The sequence below is a fragment of the Phyllobacterium brassicacearum genome (assembly GCF_003010955.1).
Lineage (GTDB): Bacteria > Pseudomonadota > Alphaproteobacteria > Rhizobiales > Rhizobiaceae > Phyllobacterium > Phyllobacterium brassicacearum.
Map to the genome: position 1 here is coordinate 23,529 of NZ_PGGO01000028.1, position 17,912 is coordinate 41,440.

Here is a 17,912-nt window from a genome sequence, read left to right on the forward strand (position 1 = left end):
CGCTTGGCGGTGAACGGGGTCTGCCCTCGCCGGTAACGTTAGAATGACGGCGCCGGGCGAAGACCGTTACATCTTATCGCTCCTGCATGGCCTGCGATGAAATCTCGGCAAGCGGCGAGAACAGGTATTCGAGGATGCGGCGTTTGCCGGTCTTGACCTCGACCGTCACCGCCATGCCGGGTGACAGCGGCATGGACTTGCCATCCACCTCGATCAGCGTCGTGTCGGGTTTGACCGTCATTGGGAACACAAGGTTCTGCATGCGCTGGACGTTGCCGGTGGGGATGATGCTTTCAAGTTCCTTCGCCGCCGCCCCTTCCAGCTGTTGTGCGTCCGGCTCGGGGATCGCGTCAGTTGCCACCCGATCAACGCGGCCCTCGATCGTCCCGTAACGGGTAAACGGAAACGCTTCGACCTTGATGACGGCCGGCTGTCCGGCAGCGACAAAGCCGATGTCGTGATTGGGAAGATAGGCCTCGATTTCGAGCGCAGCATCGCGTGGAACAATCCGCATCAATTCACTCGCCGCCGAAACCACCTGGCCGACGGTGGTGATAGCCGAGGCCTGAACGGTGCCGTCGATCGGGCTTCTGATCGTCATCGACTGGCGGCGTTTGCTTGCCTTGATCAGCTGCTGCTCCAGTTCGTCGACACGGCGGGCTGCATCCGACTGTTTCTGGACATTGTCGGCCACAAAGCTGTCTGCCAGCTTTGTGGCCTCACTGGTTGCGACATTGAGAGCGGCCTTCGCCGCTGCCAACTGGCCGGTCTGGGTCACCAGGCCGGTTTCTGCCTCCTGCTGCGATTGCAGCGCATCAATGACCTGCGCCCGCGATCCTGCTGCCGACGGGATCAATTCGGTGCGCATGGCGACGCGCTCGGCAAGGGTGACGACAAGGGCTTTTTGCGCGGCGATCGTCTCGGTCAAACCGTCGATCTCGGTCTGGCGCTGCTGGCGCTGCGCCTCGAGATTGTCCAGTGATGACCGCAGCTGGGTAAGATCTGCCCGATAGACGAGCTGTTCACGCCGGCGGATGGCATCTGGAATATCATCGGTAAAGGCGAGCGGGCGTTCGGTTACCGGATCAGGAGACCGGAGGCCATTGCTTTGCCAGCCGGCTATCGTGGACAGCACCGCTTCCCTGCGGACGACTTCGGCGCGGAACGCCGCGAGGCTCGCGGCAAGAGCGGTTTCCTCGGCCCTGATTTCGGTGTCGTCCAGTTCAACGATGACATCACCTGCCTTGACATCCATGCCGTTCGCCACTGGAACCGATCGTGTCTTGCCGATCTCGATCGACTGGATGACCTTGACCCGTCCCGTTGGCTGCACCTTGCCCTGCGCCGTCGCCACAATGTCGAAGGTACCAAGATAGCTCCACAGCAGCGCACTTGCCGCCAGGATACAAATGAACCAGATAAAGGCGGTGCGGACCGGCGATGCCGGAGTCTCCAGAATTTCGAGAGCTGCCGGCAGAAAGGCGTTGTCCTCGCGCTGCCGTTTCGCTGCCCCCTTCAATGCCTTTGCCTTGATCGCTGCAACCGTTGTCGAGCTCATCCCCTTACACTCCCGGTCTGGAGTTTCCAGAGATGGGCATAAAGTCCATCGGGACGTGCCAGCAGTGTGTCGTGCGTTCCTTCTTCGAGGATACGCCCGTCCTTCATGCCGATAATGCGATTGCAGTGACGCACCGTGGCGAGACGATGGGCGATGATGATGACGGTGCGCCCGCGCACGATCTCGCGCATATTGGCAAGGATGATCCGCTCGCTCTCATAGTCGAGCGCACTTGTTGCTTCATCGAGGATCAGAATGGGCGGGTTGGTGGCAAGCGCGCGGGCAATGGCGAGACGCTGGCGCTGACCCCCGGAGAGATTGGCACCGCGCTCCTCGATCAGCGTATCGTAACCGCGCGGCAGCTTGGTGATAAACTCGTCGGCTCCGGAGAGTTTGGCCATGCGGATGGCGGCTTCGCGCGACATGGCCGGATTGCCCAGCACGATATTGTCGTGGATCGTCCGGTTGAACAGCATGTTTTCCTGGAGGACGACGCCGATGCTGGCGCGCAGCCAGGCCGGGTCCACCTGGGCAATATCCTGCCCGTCGATAAACACCTGGCCATTGTTCGGGATATAAAAGCGCTGGACAAGCTTGGTCAGTGTCGATTTCCCCGACCCCGAGGGGCCAACAATCCCGATGACCTCACCCGGCTTGACGCTAAGCGTGATGTCCTTCAGGACGTCCTGGCCATCCGGCGAATAGCGGAAATTCACCGACTTGAATTCGATGGCCCCGTTCGGTGCCGGCAGGCTGACGGCAATCGCCGGGCGCGGTTCCTGCGGCGCATTCAAAATGTCGGCAAGGCGCGAAACGGAAACCTGTACCTGCTGAAAATCCTGCCAGAGTTGCGACAGTCGCAGGATCGGCTGCGCCACCTGTCCGGCGATCATGTTGAAGGCAACCAGCGCGCCGACCGTGAGTTCGCCATCGATGACCGCCTGCGCGCCGAACAGAAGCAGGGCAGCACTGGTGATCTTGCTGACATACTGGATGGCATTCTGCCCCTTGGCAGCCAGCATCGTCGCCGCGAACGAAGACTGCACATAGGCTGCCAATCGCTCCTCCCACTGCGCGGCGACGACCGGTTCGATGGCCGAGGCTTTGAGCGTCTGTACCCCGACCACGGTCTCGACCAGCAATTGCTGGCTATAGGCACCGCGATCGAATTTCTCATCGATACGGAGTTTCAGGAACGGGCGGATAAGAAAGCCAATGGCGAGGTAGAATGGCACTGAGGCGACGACGATCCAGGCAAGTTTTGTCGAATAGCAGAACAGCACGAAGATGAAGACGATGGTGAAGATGAAATCGAGACCGGAGAACAACCCCTGCCCCGTCAGAAAATTACGGATGGTCTCGAGCTCGCGTACACGCGCCACGGTCTGGCCGGCGGCCCGTGTCTCGAAATAGCTGAGCGGCAAATTAAGGAGATGGCGAAACAGCCGGCGTCCGAGTTCAACGTCAATGCGGTTGGTGGTGTGCGACAGCGCATAGGTGCGCAAATATTGCAGGAAAACATCGAACAGTCCGACCGTCGCAAGGCCGATGACGAGCACGATGAGGGTCGAATAGCTGCGGTGCGCCAGGACTTTGTCGACGACGACCTGGAAGAACAGCGGCGTAACCAAAGCAAACAGCTGGACGAATAGCGAGGCCAGGAGAACGTGCCCCAGGGAGCGGCGGTAACGCCAGATCGATGGCAAAAACCATTTGAAGCCGAAAGTCTCGCGGGAGGCACCGGGACCGTTAAATCGCCTTTGGACGAGGATGAATTTTCCGCCGGTCAATTCCAGTAGTTCAGTGGCACCCACATCCCTCGACTTGAAATCGACAGGACTGACGAGCCGGAAAGTACCCTCTCCTGCCGCTCCGCCAAAGATGGCGAAGGTCCCGTCGGTGAGACAGGCAATGGCCGGTGTTGGCAGGGTTTTGAGGCGCTGCTCGTTGCGGGCGTCGATGATGCGGGATTTGAGACCGATGGAACTCGCCGCACGCAGGATGTCCTCGCGTCCAGCAAAGCCCTTCAGAGCATATTCGCGTGCCAGGGTCTCGGCACGCGCCGAAATGCGATAGTAGCCGGCGATGGCCGTGAGGGCGACAAGCCCACTGTCAGGCAATTTTTCGTCCGGCGCGTGGCCGACGCTCTCAGGAGTTTCAACATCGATCGCGATGCTATCCATAATTGTACCGAAAAATTCTGTTCGAGCGCATAGGGGTTACTGGTTCATTTGGGCGAAGGAGGACACTCGGTCCGTTCGGCGGCGTTTGGAAAGGATGGCGAACTGGTCGATGGCAACAGCAAGGGTTTTGTTTCCAGACAGCAGTCGCCGCAATCAGTGAAGAGAAGAAACGGCGCGGAAACGCGCCGTCTCCATAGTGAAGGCACTGTTATGCGGCATTGTTGGCTCGAACCGACGAAGCAAACGCAAGCGTCGCATCGCCGACCAGCCGTGTCGTGCCATCGGTCATTTCGTAGGAGCTGGTGCCAGTGATCGCCGAACCATCCGGGAACTGAATGGAACCTTGCGGGGATGGCAACAGGTTGACGAGCCGGATGCCCGCCTCCGACATGGTCTTGAGTTCGCCCTGATCGCTGATGCCGTTCTGGTTCGCATCCTGCCAGATCCGGAACTCATTCCAGCGGGCATCATTGTTGTCGAGCACGTCATCATGGTTGGTATCGAAAACCAGCCGCAAAGCCTCAAGGTCGGTCGGTTCGTCGCCTTCCGTTGTTCCCTCCGGCCACATGGAAAATGCGAGTTCCCTCGCCTGATCGATGGACCCATCGGCACCAGCCTCACCATTCTCACCAAGATCGATTGCCAGGAACCCGTCCTGCGGTCCAACCCAGGCCGTGCCGTCGCGGATACCGTCCTCGTCCCAATCATATTGGGGATGCGTGTCCTCGGCGAATTCTTCCGGATCGAAGGGACGAAGATCGATGTGATTGTCGCCATTGAGGTCAAGCAGGATGGGATCCTTGTCGGTCATGTGGCTCCAATGATCAATTACGCGGCCGCTCGCGTCATACAGGGTCCAGCTATAGGTCAACTGCCAAACCTTGTATGAGCCGTTGTCATAGTACTCGGTTTTGCCCTGGAAATTCCCGTTGGCGGCGTATCTCATACCGAGATGGAACCTGCCATTGGAATAGCCTGATAGTTCAATGCGGCGGCCATCATCGTAATACTGCGTTTCGGTGACGGGTGTCCCCGCCGCATTAAATGTCCGAACGATGCGCGACCATGTCGCGACGTTGGTCGGATCAAAGTAGGTTTCGGTCCGAGTGCCGTTATCGAAAGTGGGCATATCCAGCAGCAACTGGCCCGCCGCATTGAAATGATACTGGATGTTTGACCATGTCGCGACGTTGTGAGGATCGTAGACAATGTGGATCTGCGTGCTGTTGTCATAAACGTTATACTGGGTCGTCAGACTTCCCGTCGTATCGAGCAACTGGACGATGTAAGACCAGTTCTGTGCATTGGTGACGTCCCAGGTGTAGGCGGTTTTCGTCCCGTCATCATTGCTGTTGAGCTGATAGGTCAGCCGGCCCGCCGCATCAAAATTTTGATCCACCCGCGACCATGGCTGTGCATTGTTCACATCGAGCGTGATGGCCGTCCGCGTTCCATTGTCGTAGAATTCATTCTGAAAATACAGCCGATTGGCGGAGTCAAATAGTTGATCGATGTGGGCCCAGCCTTGAGCATTGGCAGGATCGTAGGTGTAGGCGGTCCGGGTCCCGTTGTCGTTGAATTCATTCTGATAGGTTATTTGTCCCGCGGCATTGTAGCTGCGTTCCATGCGTGTCCACGGACTGACGCTCGTCCAGTCGTAGGTGGTCGTTTCGGTCAGCACATTTGTCGCGCTGTAGAAATTCACCTGCTTTTGCTGGCCGGAGGCTGCATCGAACGCGATATCCGCTCGGGTACCGTCGTCGTTGAACTGTTTCTCGAGTGTCTTCTTGCCGGCGGCATCAAATGATTGTTCGACACGGCTCCACGAATTGGCATTGAGCGGATCGAACAGCGCTGCGCTGGTGAGGATCCCCTTCTTGTTGATCTGGCTCACGCTGAGTTGCTGGCCACTGGCAGCGACAAACGTCTTCGCTGTCATTGTACCGTCAACATTAAGCACAATTTCTGCCGTTTTGCGTCCGGCAGAATCCGTGGTGAGACTGCTGAGCAATTTTCCGGCCGCCGTGTAATTCTCCGTCACGGCTTCCTTCAAGGTGCCATTGGTGTTTCGATCAACAGCGGTGAGCGTTATCGAACCGTCATTGCGCGTGACCGCCGTCTCGGTGCGATCATAGATGCCATCATTGTTTGCGTCCTTGTTGAGGACCGTTACAAGGCCATCGGCACTGGTGGAGATGGTGCCTTTTGCCTTGACACTGCCGTCGGCATTGGTTTCGGTGATCGTCGATAGGACCGAACCATCGATCTGTGTCTTCGACACCATAACGTGCTCGAAGGTACCATTGCCGTCAAAGTCCGAACGGACAGTCATCATCAGACCATCGGTGGAAACGGTGGTTTCAACCTTCGCAGCGACGGCCTTCGCCCAATGCACCTCGCCTGCGACGAGATTGCTGAGTTCACGCGCTTCGGCATTATTGGTGACAGTCGTGACGCTTGCCCCGGACAGGTCAACAGTGGCTGTTTCGACCTGATCGACCGTGCCGCTGCCGTTGACATCCCGCGAGGTGGTGCGGGTCATCGCATCGGCGCTTCTGACGATCGTGGTCCTGGAAACCAGCTTGCCGGTTTCGTCCGTGTCGCTGGTGACACTGCGCTGACTGCCGTCGGCATTAAAGGTGTTGGTGGTGGTGCGGCGGCGGTCGATCGTGCCCTCACCGTCGAGATCCCACTCCGTGCTTGTCGTCAGGCCATCGGCCGACGTTTTGGCAACCGTCCGGTTGGCAACGCTGTGGTCGGCGCGGAAGCCGGTGATCGTCGTCGTCAGCGACCCGTCAACCGCCTGAATACGCTCTTCTTTCTGATCGACGTTGCCGTCGCCATTGGTCTCGCGTTCAATGGTGAAATAGCGGCCGCCGGCCAGACTTGATGTGACCGTCCAGTCGGTGACATTGCCGCTCGCGTTGGTGGTCGATACCGTATCGACTATCGATCCGTCCGCAAGGACGTCCCTGACGATCTTGCGCGTGCGCTGACCAAGGCCAGCCCGCTCTTCCTGAACAGTGACGGTGCGGCCGTCAGCACTGGTGGTCTCGACGCTCCAGGACAGTACGGTACCATCGGATTTGGTGTTGGCCACCGTGCGCGTGCGAGTACCATCTCCGTTGACGGTGGTGACGTCCGTTGATTTCTGATCATAGGTGCCGGAACCGGTCGTGTCCCACTGCGTGGTGACCGATTGCCCGTTTGCACTCGTATTGATCAGCTGGCGCTTGACCAGAGCAGCGGCCGCAAAGGTGCTGACTGTTCTCGTCCGCGAGCCATCCGCATTCAACACCGTTGTGTCGGTCTCGGTGCGGTCAAAGCTGCCCGAGCCCGTCGTGTCCCACTTGCGCGTTGCCGCCAGCCCGTCGCCAGAGGCGTCGACCACGCTCTTGCCCTTCAGCACCAGCCCCCCGGCACCGGCAACGAACCGGCTGAGGGTTTCCGTCTTGCTGCCGTTTGGATTGAGAACGACGGCGCGAATGGTTCTTGTATCGACCGTTCCATTGCCGTCGGTATCATAGTCGGTGGTTTCGGAAAGTCCGTCCGCGCTGGTTGTGATGGTCTTCCTGCTGCTGATGGTGATGCCGTCAGGCCCATAATCCGTCAGCGTTTGGGCTGTACTTCCATCAACATTTTCAACGGTGACCGCCTGCTGGTTGGTCTTGCCGTCACCGTCAATGTCTTTGACCACCGTTGAGGTACGCTTGTCGGCACTGACGGTTGTCGTCATCTTGCTTTCAAGTGTGCCGTTGGCTTTGTTGTAGCTGACGGTCTGGACCGTGCTGCCGTCGGCATTCAGAACGCAGACCTCGCTCATTGAGCGCAGGGTCACTCCCGTGCCTGACGCCCATGTCGTGGTTTTTGTCAGACCATTCGCACTGACAACGATGGTTGTGAGCCAGGCCGGCGCGGCATTTGCACCGAACTCGGCAATTGTTCGCGTCCGGCTGCCATCGGCATTGAGCACCGTCGTGTCATTGGTGGAAAGGTCAAACACCCCATCGCCGCTGGAATCGATCCTGGTGACCGTCGACAGGCCGTCCGCCGACGTTTCCGTCACCGATCGGCTCATCAGCGAACCGTTCGCCTTATATTGATCGACGGTTTGTGTTGTCGACCCCTCGGCATTGACGACACGCGTTTCATGTCGGTCCACCACGCCGTCGCCATTAATATCGTCAACGACGGAAGTGCTGTTCGCGTTGGCGGAAACGGTCGTCACGGACTTCGAAATCAGGTTACCCGAGGCATTGGTCGTCGAAAGGGTTTCAACCGTCGAACCGTCCGCATTCAGGGCTTTGGTCGCCGTGGCCGTTGCATCAACCGTCCCGTTGCCGTCGAGATCGGACTGAACGGTCGATGTCAGGCCATTGGCGCTGACTGTCGTGATTGTCCGGTGGGCCAAAGCGCTGCCCGCTACATCCGAAACGGTCTTTGTCACAGAACCATCGGCATTGAGGACAGTGGCATCCCATAAAGTCGTGTCGACAGTGCCATCGCCGTTCAGATCAGTATCGACTGATTTGACGAGGCCGTTGGTGAAGATCGTTGTAACGGTACTCTCCAGCAGCGTGCCATCGGCACTTGTGATTGTGACCGTCTGCGTCCTGGTTCCGTCAGCATTAAGGACGGTTGTGTCGACTGTCTTTTCATCAGTGACGCCGTCGCCATTGACATCGCTCAACGTGGTTACCGTCAAGCCGCTGGCGCTGGTGGTGGAGATTGTTCGCGCATAGATCGTCCCATCGACATTCGTCCGGGTGACCGTTTTGCTCCGGCTGCCATCGACGTTCAGAACCTCGACTACTGTCTGATCGACATTGCCATCGCCATTGTCGTCAGTCGTGATGGTCGTGGTGCGGCGATCGGCAATGGTCAGCGTGACGGTCTTGCCAAGCAAGGTGCCATTGCCGCTCTTGCTCTCCACCGTTTCCCGGCGGCTCCCGTCGGCGTTAATAACGATGGCGCTGGTCGTGATCTCATCGACAACCCCGTCACCGGTGGTGTCTTGCTCCAGCGTCCGGGTCAGACCATTTGCCGAGTTGATGGTCGTCGTCTTGCCGAGCAATGTGCCATCACTGCTCCTCGATGTCACAGTCTGTGTCCGGCTGCCGTCGGCATTAAGGCTCGTGACTTCGGTCGTGACCGTATCATCCGTTCCGTCACCATTCAGGTCCGTTCGAACTGTCTTTGACAGCCCGTTCGCCGAAGTCTCCGTCACGCTCTTGGCAATCAGCGTTCCATTCGGATTGAATTCGCTGACGGTTTCCGTCGTTGAACCATCGGCGTTGACCAGCACGGCACGGCGCGTGTCGATCGCCCCATCACCGTTTGCGTCTTCGTCGACCGAGACATTTCTGCCGTTGGCGCTTGTGTTCCCGACCGATTTCGACAGCAGCGCCCCGCTGACCGACCTTGTTTCCGTGGTCTCAACGGTGGAACCATCCGCGTTCAACGTCTTCGCTGATGTTGCAATCCGATCGATCGTGCCATCGCCATCGGCATCGATTTGCGTCGCCGAATTCAACCCGTTGGCACTGACGGTGGTGATCGTCCGGTCCTTCAGGCTCGTTCCGGCGTAATTCGACACCGTCTTCGTGATCGAACCGTCGGCGTTGAAAATCGAGGTTTCGCTTGCTTTGGCATCAACGGGACCTGAACCGTCGACATTCACTTCCACGGTTTTGACCAGCCCGTTGGCACTGACCCTGGTGACCGTTTCGCTGAGCACTGCACCATTGCCGCTCGTTGTCGTAACCGTCTGTGTGCGGCTGCCATCGGTGTTGAGCACGGTTATGTCGACCGTCTTCCCGTCGATCGAACCGTCACCATCCACATCATCGGTCGTCGTGATCGTGAGACCATCTGCGCTCGTTGTGGTGACCGACTTCGCCAGAAGCACGCCGGCGGAATTCGTCCGGGTAATGGTCGATGTTTTGCTGCCGTCGGCGTTCAGAACCTGGATCGCCGTCTGATCGACATTGCCATCGCCATCACGGTCGGTTGTGACCGTCGTCGTCTTGCGATCGGTGCTGGTCAGCGTCACTGTTTTGCCAAGCAGCGCACCATCGCCGCTCTTTGTTATGGTGGTCCGCTGGCGGCTGCCATCTGCATTGAGCACTATAATCGTGTCGGCGATCTGGTCGATCGAGCCGTCGCCATTGAGATCCTGCTCGACCGTCTGGGTTAGGCTGTCCGCCGACGTGATCTTAACGATCTTGCTGATGATGGAGCCGTCTGCACTCTTTGCGACCACCGTTTGCGTGCGGCTGCCATCGGCGTTGACCGTTGTGACATCGGTTTCGACGCGATCAATTGTTCCGTCGCCATTCAGATCGGAGCTCGTTGTGGTCGAAAGACCATCGGCTGTCGTCACGGCAATTGCCTTGCTCTGCAGCGAGCCATCCGGATTGAGGCTACTTGCGGTTTGCGTCGTCGATCCGTCCGTATTGATGATCACCGTCGTCCGGGCATCCCACGCGCCATCGCCGTTCCGATCCTCATCGACTGTGATGGTCTTGCCATCGCCGCTTGTTGTGGTGATGGACTTCGACAGTAGTGTGCCGTCGGCACTTTTCACCGTCTCGGTTTGTGTGCGGCTTTGGTCGGCTCCGACCACGGTCACTTGCGAGCTGACGCGATCAATGATCCCGTCACCCGTCAGGTCGCTCGATGTGGTTTGCGACAAGCCGTCGGCACTGGTTACAGTGATGGTCTTGTCACGCAGGGATTGATCGGCGTTGAAGCTCGAAACCGTGGTTGTAATTTGCCCCGCAGCGTCAACAGCGATGCTGGTCGTTTCAGTCTCGTCGAACGTACCGTTGCCGCTATGATCATATTGAACAGTACGGGTTCGGTTATCCGCGCTGGTCTGAGTGATGGTTCTCGCGATCAGGCTGCCGTCGGCACTCTTGCCGTCCACCGTTTTGGTGCGGCTACCATCGGCATTGTTAACGGTCGCTTCGATGGAATTGAGTTCGTAGACGCCATCGCCATTCGCATCGGTGCGTGTTGTTTTGGAGAGGCCATCGGCGCTTGCCGTCACGTTGATCTGTTTGCTGAGCGAACTGTCAAGGCTGAATGCCTTGGTCGTTGTGACCGTCGAGCCGTCGGCGTTGGTGACAAAAGTCTCGCTCTGGTCGGCCAATCCGTCGCCGTCCTGGTCGACAGTGGTGGTGATCGTCTTCTTGTCCGCGCTGGTGACAATGGTCGTACGGTTCAACAGCGAGCCATCGGCATTGAAGTTCGAGAGGGTGCGGGTGCGGGTTCCGTCGCCAGCAATCGCGAGACCATCGCTTTGCGACCGGTCAAAGGTGCCGTTGCCATCATCATCGAACTGGGTTGTCTTGGTCAGACCGTCGGCACTACGGGTAATCAGATTGCGGAAGGCCAGGCTGCCATCTTTGTTATAGGCAAGGATATCTTCCGTTGTCGAACCGTCAGCATTGGTCACGCTGGTGCGCTTGATGATGTAGCCGTTCGGATCCGAGGCCAGAATCGCGTCGCCGACCGTGCCGGTCGTGCCGTCGATCCGGGTAAATTCCGTCCGACCGACAATAGCCGAGCCGTCGGCAAAGTTCTGGCCACTGCCTTTCGGCGTCAGGTCGATTGAAGCGATGCCGAGCGCGTCGAGCGATTGCATCTGGCCGTTGACCATGACCTTGAACTCAGCCCACCTTGCATCGCCCGCATCGAGCTTGCCGTTGTGGTTGGTGTCGAAGACATTACGGATGGCCTCAAGGTCGCCGGTCGCCGACTTGTCCCATTCGGTGAAGATGAATTCATTCGACTGATTGATCTTGCCATCGTCGTTCGTGTCGATGATCAGGACACCCGTCCCCTCGCCCGCCCAGGCCGTGCGATGCAAATAACCATCGCCATCAAGGTCGACGAATTGCGAGGACGACGACAGTGAGTCGACGGTGAGGCCATTGCCGGAAAGATCGAGGAGGACAGGCTTGTTGCCCCACGAGCTCTTGTGGTCCTCGTTTCGGGTGCTTTCGCGGGTGGCAGCATTGGAGCTCTTGCTTGAATGGCTGCTCGAGCCTGCTGACGAACTGGAATTGCCACCTCCCAATAACGCGCCTAGCTTGCTGAGCCCGGCGTTCATTGTGTCACGAATTGCTCCAAGGAAGCCGCCAAGAGCAGAAACGCCTGCTTCAATGCCGCGTCCTACGGCAGCCGCAGCATCGTTCAAGGCCTTGCCCCAAGTGTTGGTTCCTCCCCACAGCTCCGCCAAACTTTGTGCGGGACGGGCAATCGAGTGTGAAAGGGGGACTGGAGGCTGCACCGGCTTCGCCACCGGGATGGGGATGGGACGGGCAACGGGCTTTGCCACTACGGTAGCCGTCTGAAATCCCGTGGTGAAGCCAGCCGTTGGCGTCGTCCAATCAAGTCCAGGAAAAACTCCCGTAGAAACTTTTGGAAGGCCTGACCTTTCCAGCTCCAACCCGGCGTGGAAGTTCTGCTCCGGTAAACTGGGCAAACTGTGCTCGGACGGATTCTTGACACCCCAACTTGTGTCCGCATAGTTGTTGCCGGCATTCGGGTCGCGGTGAGCATTCCGCTTATCTCGCAGGTCTGCCAGGTCCGCCCGGCGGTTGCTCTGGCTGGTGCGGTCTTGCGCCAGGTCCGATGGCGTTGCACGTGTTCCGTCACCGCTACGGTCTCGATCACGGTCAATCTGATTTTGTGTTTCTCGCCCGACTGGCGGCGTGCGACTGGGCCGGCTAGGCGCACTGAAACTGTCGTGACGAGCGGCATTCCGCGCATTGGCTTCAACCTCCGCTGACTCAGATCGTATCCCGGTCGGAGAAATGTTGCCCGCAACAACCGGCGAATGCGTCAGATGGCTCCGCCCACCGTTTGCTGGAGCGGCGGCCGCCTCATTTGATTTTTGAATAACTGCTCCATAATGAAGATTACCTTGCGAATCCAAGTAAGGGAGCGATGAAAGATTGGGAGCGCGAATAGCTGACGCAGGCGTGGCAGGCGTGTAAGACATAACGGTTATCTGGTAGCCTGCAGGTGTAGTTGTGCCACCAATCACACCCGAGATAATACCCCAAGCCTCATTTATTTTACCGATTAGGTTCGGTAGAGACGAATTTGGGATAAGTGACATGTCTGGGATATCCGGAAGCGGTGCTATCGTCTCAACGTCAACGCGTATTTCACCCCACGTCGGTCCAGTGAGAGCACCAGTCGTTACTGTCACAGTTGACGGGTGGTAATGTCCACCAATTGGAACCGATTTGTAAGCCATTGTATTTGTATATGGATTTAAGTAGGAAACGTGCGCGATTGCTGGCGGATTCCATTCATAAAGTGTGCCACGGGCACTAATAGAGATATTCATGTTGAAAGGTTGCGACGTAGTGTAAGAAAACATCGCGCGTGGGTTGTTAAAATAATTAATACTTTGCGTGCGGTTTGAGTTCTTCTGTCCCACGATCACAATCTCCTGATTAGGCTTCTTTGTGTATACTTATATTCACTAAGGCAAGTGTTTTTGATACCTTATTTTGTTTTCATAGAAAACATTAGGCATTTTTTTAAATTATCAAGAACCGAATTTCAGTTATATCAATTGATAAATGTATTTCTTACGCGCCCGGAGTTCTTCAGATAAATTGGCCATACCAATACCTGGATTAAATGCAATGCTGCGCTGTAATTGAGTATTTGATGCATCCATATCTCGATAGACACATTACCCCATACAGTTTCGAGGATGATGAAATATCTGAATAGTTCGTATACCTTCCAAACCGCAAGGGCGACGAATAGAACCGTGCACAACTTCGGAAAATGTTTACTTTTCACAAAAAATAAATACACACACATCAATGGAAGTATAAAACATACAACGTATACAGGCATATCCCTAAATATCAAATTGATATAAGAGATTTCACCATCAATCACTTGTGAAATGAAGTCAACAGCGACGCTGTATGTCACAATCCAATAATACAACGTCAATATAAGTATATTTGCTCCCAACAAAATAAGCCACCCTCGAATGCCTCTTGGTGACTGTGCGCCTTGGGTCGATATGTCTGTCAGCAATTTTTTTCCTTTACAGAAAGCAGAAACCTGATGCTCGAAGAGAGCGGCCCGATTGGTTTGCATAATTGTTAAGACTGGCCAAAGTCGCGCCAGTCACTGCACTGATTAGATTGATAGGTTAGCCGCAACGAGCAACCAAGATGGGGATCTCGCCATTGGCGTTTTTGGCATCCGTTCAACAAGGACGCATGCTGTTGGCCGCCTTCCACTCACAAGGCCCCTCGCTCCGAGCCTGCGTATCACACGCGAATATTTCCTGCCGTTACGTTTTTGATCGCACCCCGATGACCCGACACAATGATCCTGTTGTCGAATAGCGGATAAGTAACTGGGTTCGATGAATACTGTCAATATCTACGATCAAAATCTTTTCGCCACAATATATCTCCAATTGTGCAGATTGATATTCAGCACTCTATCAGGCTTGCAGAATTATTAACATTAATATTTAAAAAAGTACACTATAGAACGACTCACGTCCACAAGAATACTTGGGTCCTATGAGAAGAAAATGGCCAATATATACAGGATTTTTCCATAGGATGGAGCTGACTTTGAATAAAGTACTTATTTACTACGGCGCGATAAGGACTACTTCAATGATACTACTTACCGTCGCCAGTTTTCACCGACGTCACATATGACCCGGCGCTCTCTTACAAGAATGGCGGTGGCGCGGAATGGGCTGCGCCAACAGGCCTGAACGGGAGTCGCGATTTAGTAGGCAGCGCTGGTGATCTTGCCGATATTGATGACATTCTGCCCTTGGCGGCCAGCATTGTCGCGGCAAAGGATGACTAGACGTCGTCGACCATCGCTCCTTCCAACGACGGGCCACAGGCTCGACGGCCGAGGCTTCCTTAGGGAGAGTTCCAGAGGAGGCATTATGCAACTTTTGACGCACAGAACTAGAACATCGATCGATGAGCCTGACGTCCGCTTCGCCGCCAACAGCCCAACAGCAGACCTTCCCTAATTATCTAGAACTCGGTTTTTGGCGCTGCCGCAGGCTTCAAAGCAGAACTGCGCCACCATTGGTTGCGCATCAGGCCGCAAATCGCCCGACTTCAACGGTTCAGCGGAACATGAATAGATTCCGGTCAGATTGATGTGTTCCCCGGCCATGGTCGGTCCACAGCTTCGTTAGGTCCGTCTGCCACCTGCTGCTGTGAATGCACCTCTCCGCCGGACCAGCCTATGAGACGGCTCTCATGCGCCAGAAGCGGTCAATGGAAAGCCTGCTCGATGCTATCCCAAGAGTCGCCTTGCCAAGGTGCGGTTTGTTTTACCGCAGCCAACTCGCCCCTCACTTTGGCAGACCCGCTTTGACGTAGCCGTCAATGAAATGCTGCAGGTCCGCGTCTTTGCGGAACGGTTGTCCGCTTGCCCAGTAATCGACCGAGAAATTCGGGATCGCGGCAAGGTAAAGGCGAGCTTCCTCCCGGGCCTCCTCAATGCAGCCAAGCTGCGCCAGGCTCGCGGCCAACAGCCGCCGTGAGCCAGTCCCCCGTGCGGCATCTTGGCGAAGCGTTTCGATGGCGTCTTCATACCGATCTGCCGCATATTGAGCCCAGCCGAGCACCCAATAATACCATCCCGGCGGATACGGATTCAGACGAAAGGCCTTCAGGGCACAATCTATCCCCTCGACAGCGCGTCCTTCGAATACCATCAGGTCGGTGAGCAGCGCCCAGACGTCGGCATGGTTGGGGTTGATTCGAAGCGCCACCTGGAACCCTGCCACTCCTCCAGCCAAGTCACCGTCGTAGGCCCGCACATATCCGAGAATCCAATGTGCGTCGGCATTTTGCGGGTCGAGCAAGACCGCGCGTTCGGCAGTGACACGCGCCTGCGCGCGATGTGGGTCAACGGCTTCTCCCCAATACAGCCAGCCGAAATGGTGCGTCATCGCGAGCCAGGCATATGCTTCAGCGAAATCCGGATCGAGTTCTATTGCTTTCTCGAGGAGCGGGCGAGCCGCCCGGTTTCCTTCGGGCGATTGCATCGCCAGCACGCGTCCGCGCACGAAAAGATCGTAGGCGTCGAGATTTGTTGTCCGTTGTCTGGCGATGGGCCGGGCAGACGGCAGGACATTTGCGAGAGCGCTCACGATCTTCGCCACGACCTCGTCTTGAAGGGTGAAGATATCCGCCAGGTCGCGGTCGAAACGGTCAGCCCAGAGATGGCTTCCATTGGTCGCGTCGATGAGCTGGGCATTAATCCGCACCCGCGCTGACGCCCGCCGGACGCTACCTTCGATGACATAGCGAACGCCAAGCTCCCTGGCGATCGCGCGGATGTCAACCGACCGGCCCGCATACGCAAAGCTCGAATTGCGAGCGATCACCAGAAGGCCAGGGACCTTGGAAAGATCCGTGATCAAGTCTTCCGCTAGACCATCGCCGAAGAAACCCTGTTCCGGATCGCTGCTCATATTCGTGAAAGGCAGCACCGCGATCGAAACTTTGTCCTGCAGCCTGGGCTGGGTCGACTCGGGCTGGAGCGCCGGGCCCGCGGGAACGGCCTCCCAGCAGACTCGATAGACTCGGATCGGGCGAGCGATGTGCTTGAGAACGCGCTCCCCCTGATCGTCGAAGCGGACTGGCAATTTGCGATCGACATGCTCATAAACGGTATGGGAGATAAGTATTCCGCCGGCGTCGGCCAAAGCCTCCAGCCGAGCCGCGATATTAACTCCGTCGCCGAAGATATCGTCGTCCTCGCTCATGATGTCGCCGAGATTTATGCCCATCCGAAACATCAGACGGCGATCTTCCGGATGGGCCGCGTTTCGCTCCGTCATTGCCTGCTGCAGTTCGACCGCGCAGCGCACCGCTTCTATGGCACTGGAGAACTCAGCGATGAGCCCGTCGCCAGCCGTTTTTACGATGCGGCCGCGATGCGTCTCCACCGCTGGCCTGACGACATTTCGCAACAGCACCCGCAGCCGCTCGTGAGTGCCCTCCTCGTCGCGCTCCATTAAGCCACTATAGCCTGCGACATCAGCCGCGAGGATCGCCGCCAGCTTCCTTTCAGGGCGGGCAGAAGAGGTGGTCGGATCGCTATCGTCGAGCATTTCATGAGTGTACGCTGCCCCTGAGAAACCCACAATCGCCGCAGCGGTCAGTGTGCAGGGAATTACACGTGGTGAGATTGCAAGCGCGGCCGGTCGTTCTCACATGCAGCCATATTGAACCGGTTGGCGATCTTCACTCGATGACCAGCCGGCTCCCGACTGGATGCGGAGAAGAACCCCACGTCTCAATCACCGTCGCGAGCGCAAATGCACATCCCTCTCGATGCCAACATTCGGCCACTTCGAGAGGATCTCGAGAGGTGGTGTGCTTTAGCATTGGTGACGCCTGTTGGATGGGCCCGCTTGCTGATGACAAGTTTATGCCGTCAGGACATTCTCTATTTGGATTGGCAGCGTACGCACGCGCTTGCCTGTGGCATGAAATACAGCATTGGCGATTGCCGGCGCAGTTCCCACTAGTTTCGAACCAGATTCACCATCACCATGCCGGCACCCGAACGTCGCTTGAACTCCGAAGAGTATCTAAGGGGATGTCGTGCAGATATGTCCCTATCTTCAAGACCTCGATCTATTCACGGATGGAAGGCCAAGAGCGAACTCATGGATGAGCCGCGGTGACAGCCATCATCAGTTCTCCCATGAATTCGCGTCCGTTGTGGTGCGAGATATCGCCGACAGAGAGCATTCCGACCATCCGTTTCTTATCGTCGATAACCGGCAGGCGTCTGATCTGCTTTGATTCCATCAACCGAATGGCATCTTCAACAGTCTCGTCAGTCCGGCAATAGACAATCCCTTTGGTCATGACATCTCGCGCCGTCAAAGAAGCCGGATCCCTGCCGTTGGCGAGAGCCCGGAGCGTGATATCGCGATCCGTGACCATGCCGATGAGGCGGTCATTCTCGCCGACGGGTATGGCGCCGACATCATCGTTTTTCATTATTTTCGCGAGTTGTGAAAGCGAGGCATCAGGCGTGACCCAATTCACCCCCTTATGCATTGCTTCAGAGACTTTCATAGCAACCTCCATATTTTGAAAGTGCGGCATTGAATAATA

Annotated in this window: 6 protein-coding genes and 1 pseudogene; all 7 read right to left on the reverse strand. The window is 56.8% G+C overall.

Features of this window, described 5'->3' with window-relative positions; translation table 11 throughout:
- Positions 1–73 precede the first annotated feature (73 nt).
- A complete protein-coding gene (locus tag CU102_RS25050) occupies positions 74–1,558 on the reverse strand; it encodes an HlyD family type I secretion periplasmic adaptor subunit (protein ID WP_106713792.1) in 1,485 nt (494 codons plus the stop codon).
- Positions 1,555–3,741, reverse strand: coding sequence for a type I secretion system permease/ATPase (locus CU102_RS25055; RefSeq protein ID WP_106713793.1), 2,187 nt, complete (start codon positions 3,739–3,741; stop codon positions 1,555–1,557). The genes CU102_RS25050 and CU102_RS25055 overlap by 4 nt, the downstream gene beginning before the upstream one ends.
- Before the next feature lie 208 nt (positions 3,742–3,949).
- Positions 3,950–11,944 carry a hypothetical protein gene (locus tag CU102_RS25060; RefSeq protein ID WP_133624738.1) on the reverse strand — a complete coding sequence of 2,665 codons (7,995 nt, stop codon included), beginning with the start codon at positions 11,942–11,944 and terminating at the stop codon, positions 3,950–3,952.
- Positions 11,945–13,332: 1,388 nt separating this feature from the next.
- Positions 13,333–13,881 carry a DUF2569 family protein gene (locus CU102_RS31185; RefSeq protein ID WP_106713796.1) on the reverse strand — a complete coding sequence of 183 codons (549 nt, stop codon included), beginning with the start codon at positions 13,879–13,881 and terminating at the stop codon, positions 13,333–13,335.
- A 1,243-nt stretch (positions 13,882–15,124) separates the two neighbouring features.
- Positions 15,125–16,894 (reverse strand): adenylate/guanylate cyclase domain-containing protein, encoded by a 1,770-nt coding sequence (locus CU102_RS25075; protein ID WP_106713797.1) that lies wholly within the window; start codon positions 16,892–16,894, stop codon positions 15,125–15,127.
- A gap of 136 nt (positions 16,895–17,030) precedes the next feature.
- Positions 17,031–17,171: pseudogene (locus tag CU102_RS25080) on the reverse strand (XdhC family protein); the annotation flags it as partial.
- 282 nt (positions 17,172–17,453) lie between these two features.
- Positions 17,454–17,873 carry a CBS domain-containing protein gene (locus CU102_RS25085; protein WP_106713821.1) on the reverse strand — a complete coding sequence of 140 codons (420 nt, stop codon included), beginning with the start codon at positions 17,871–17,873 and terminating at the stop codon, positions 17,454–17,456.
- Positions 17,874–17,912 lie beyond the last annotated feature (39 nt).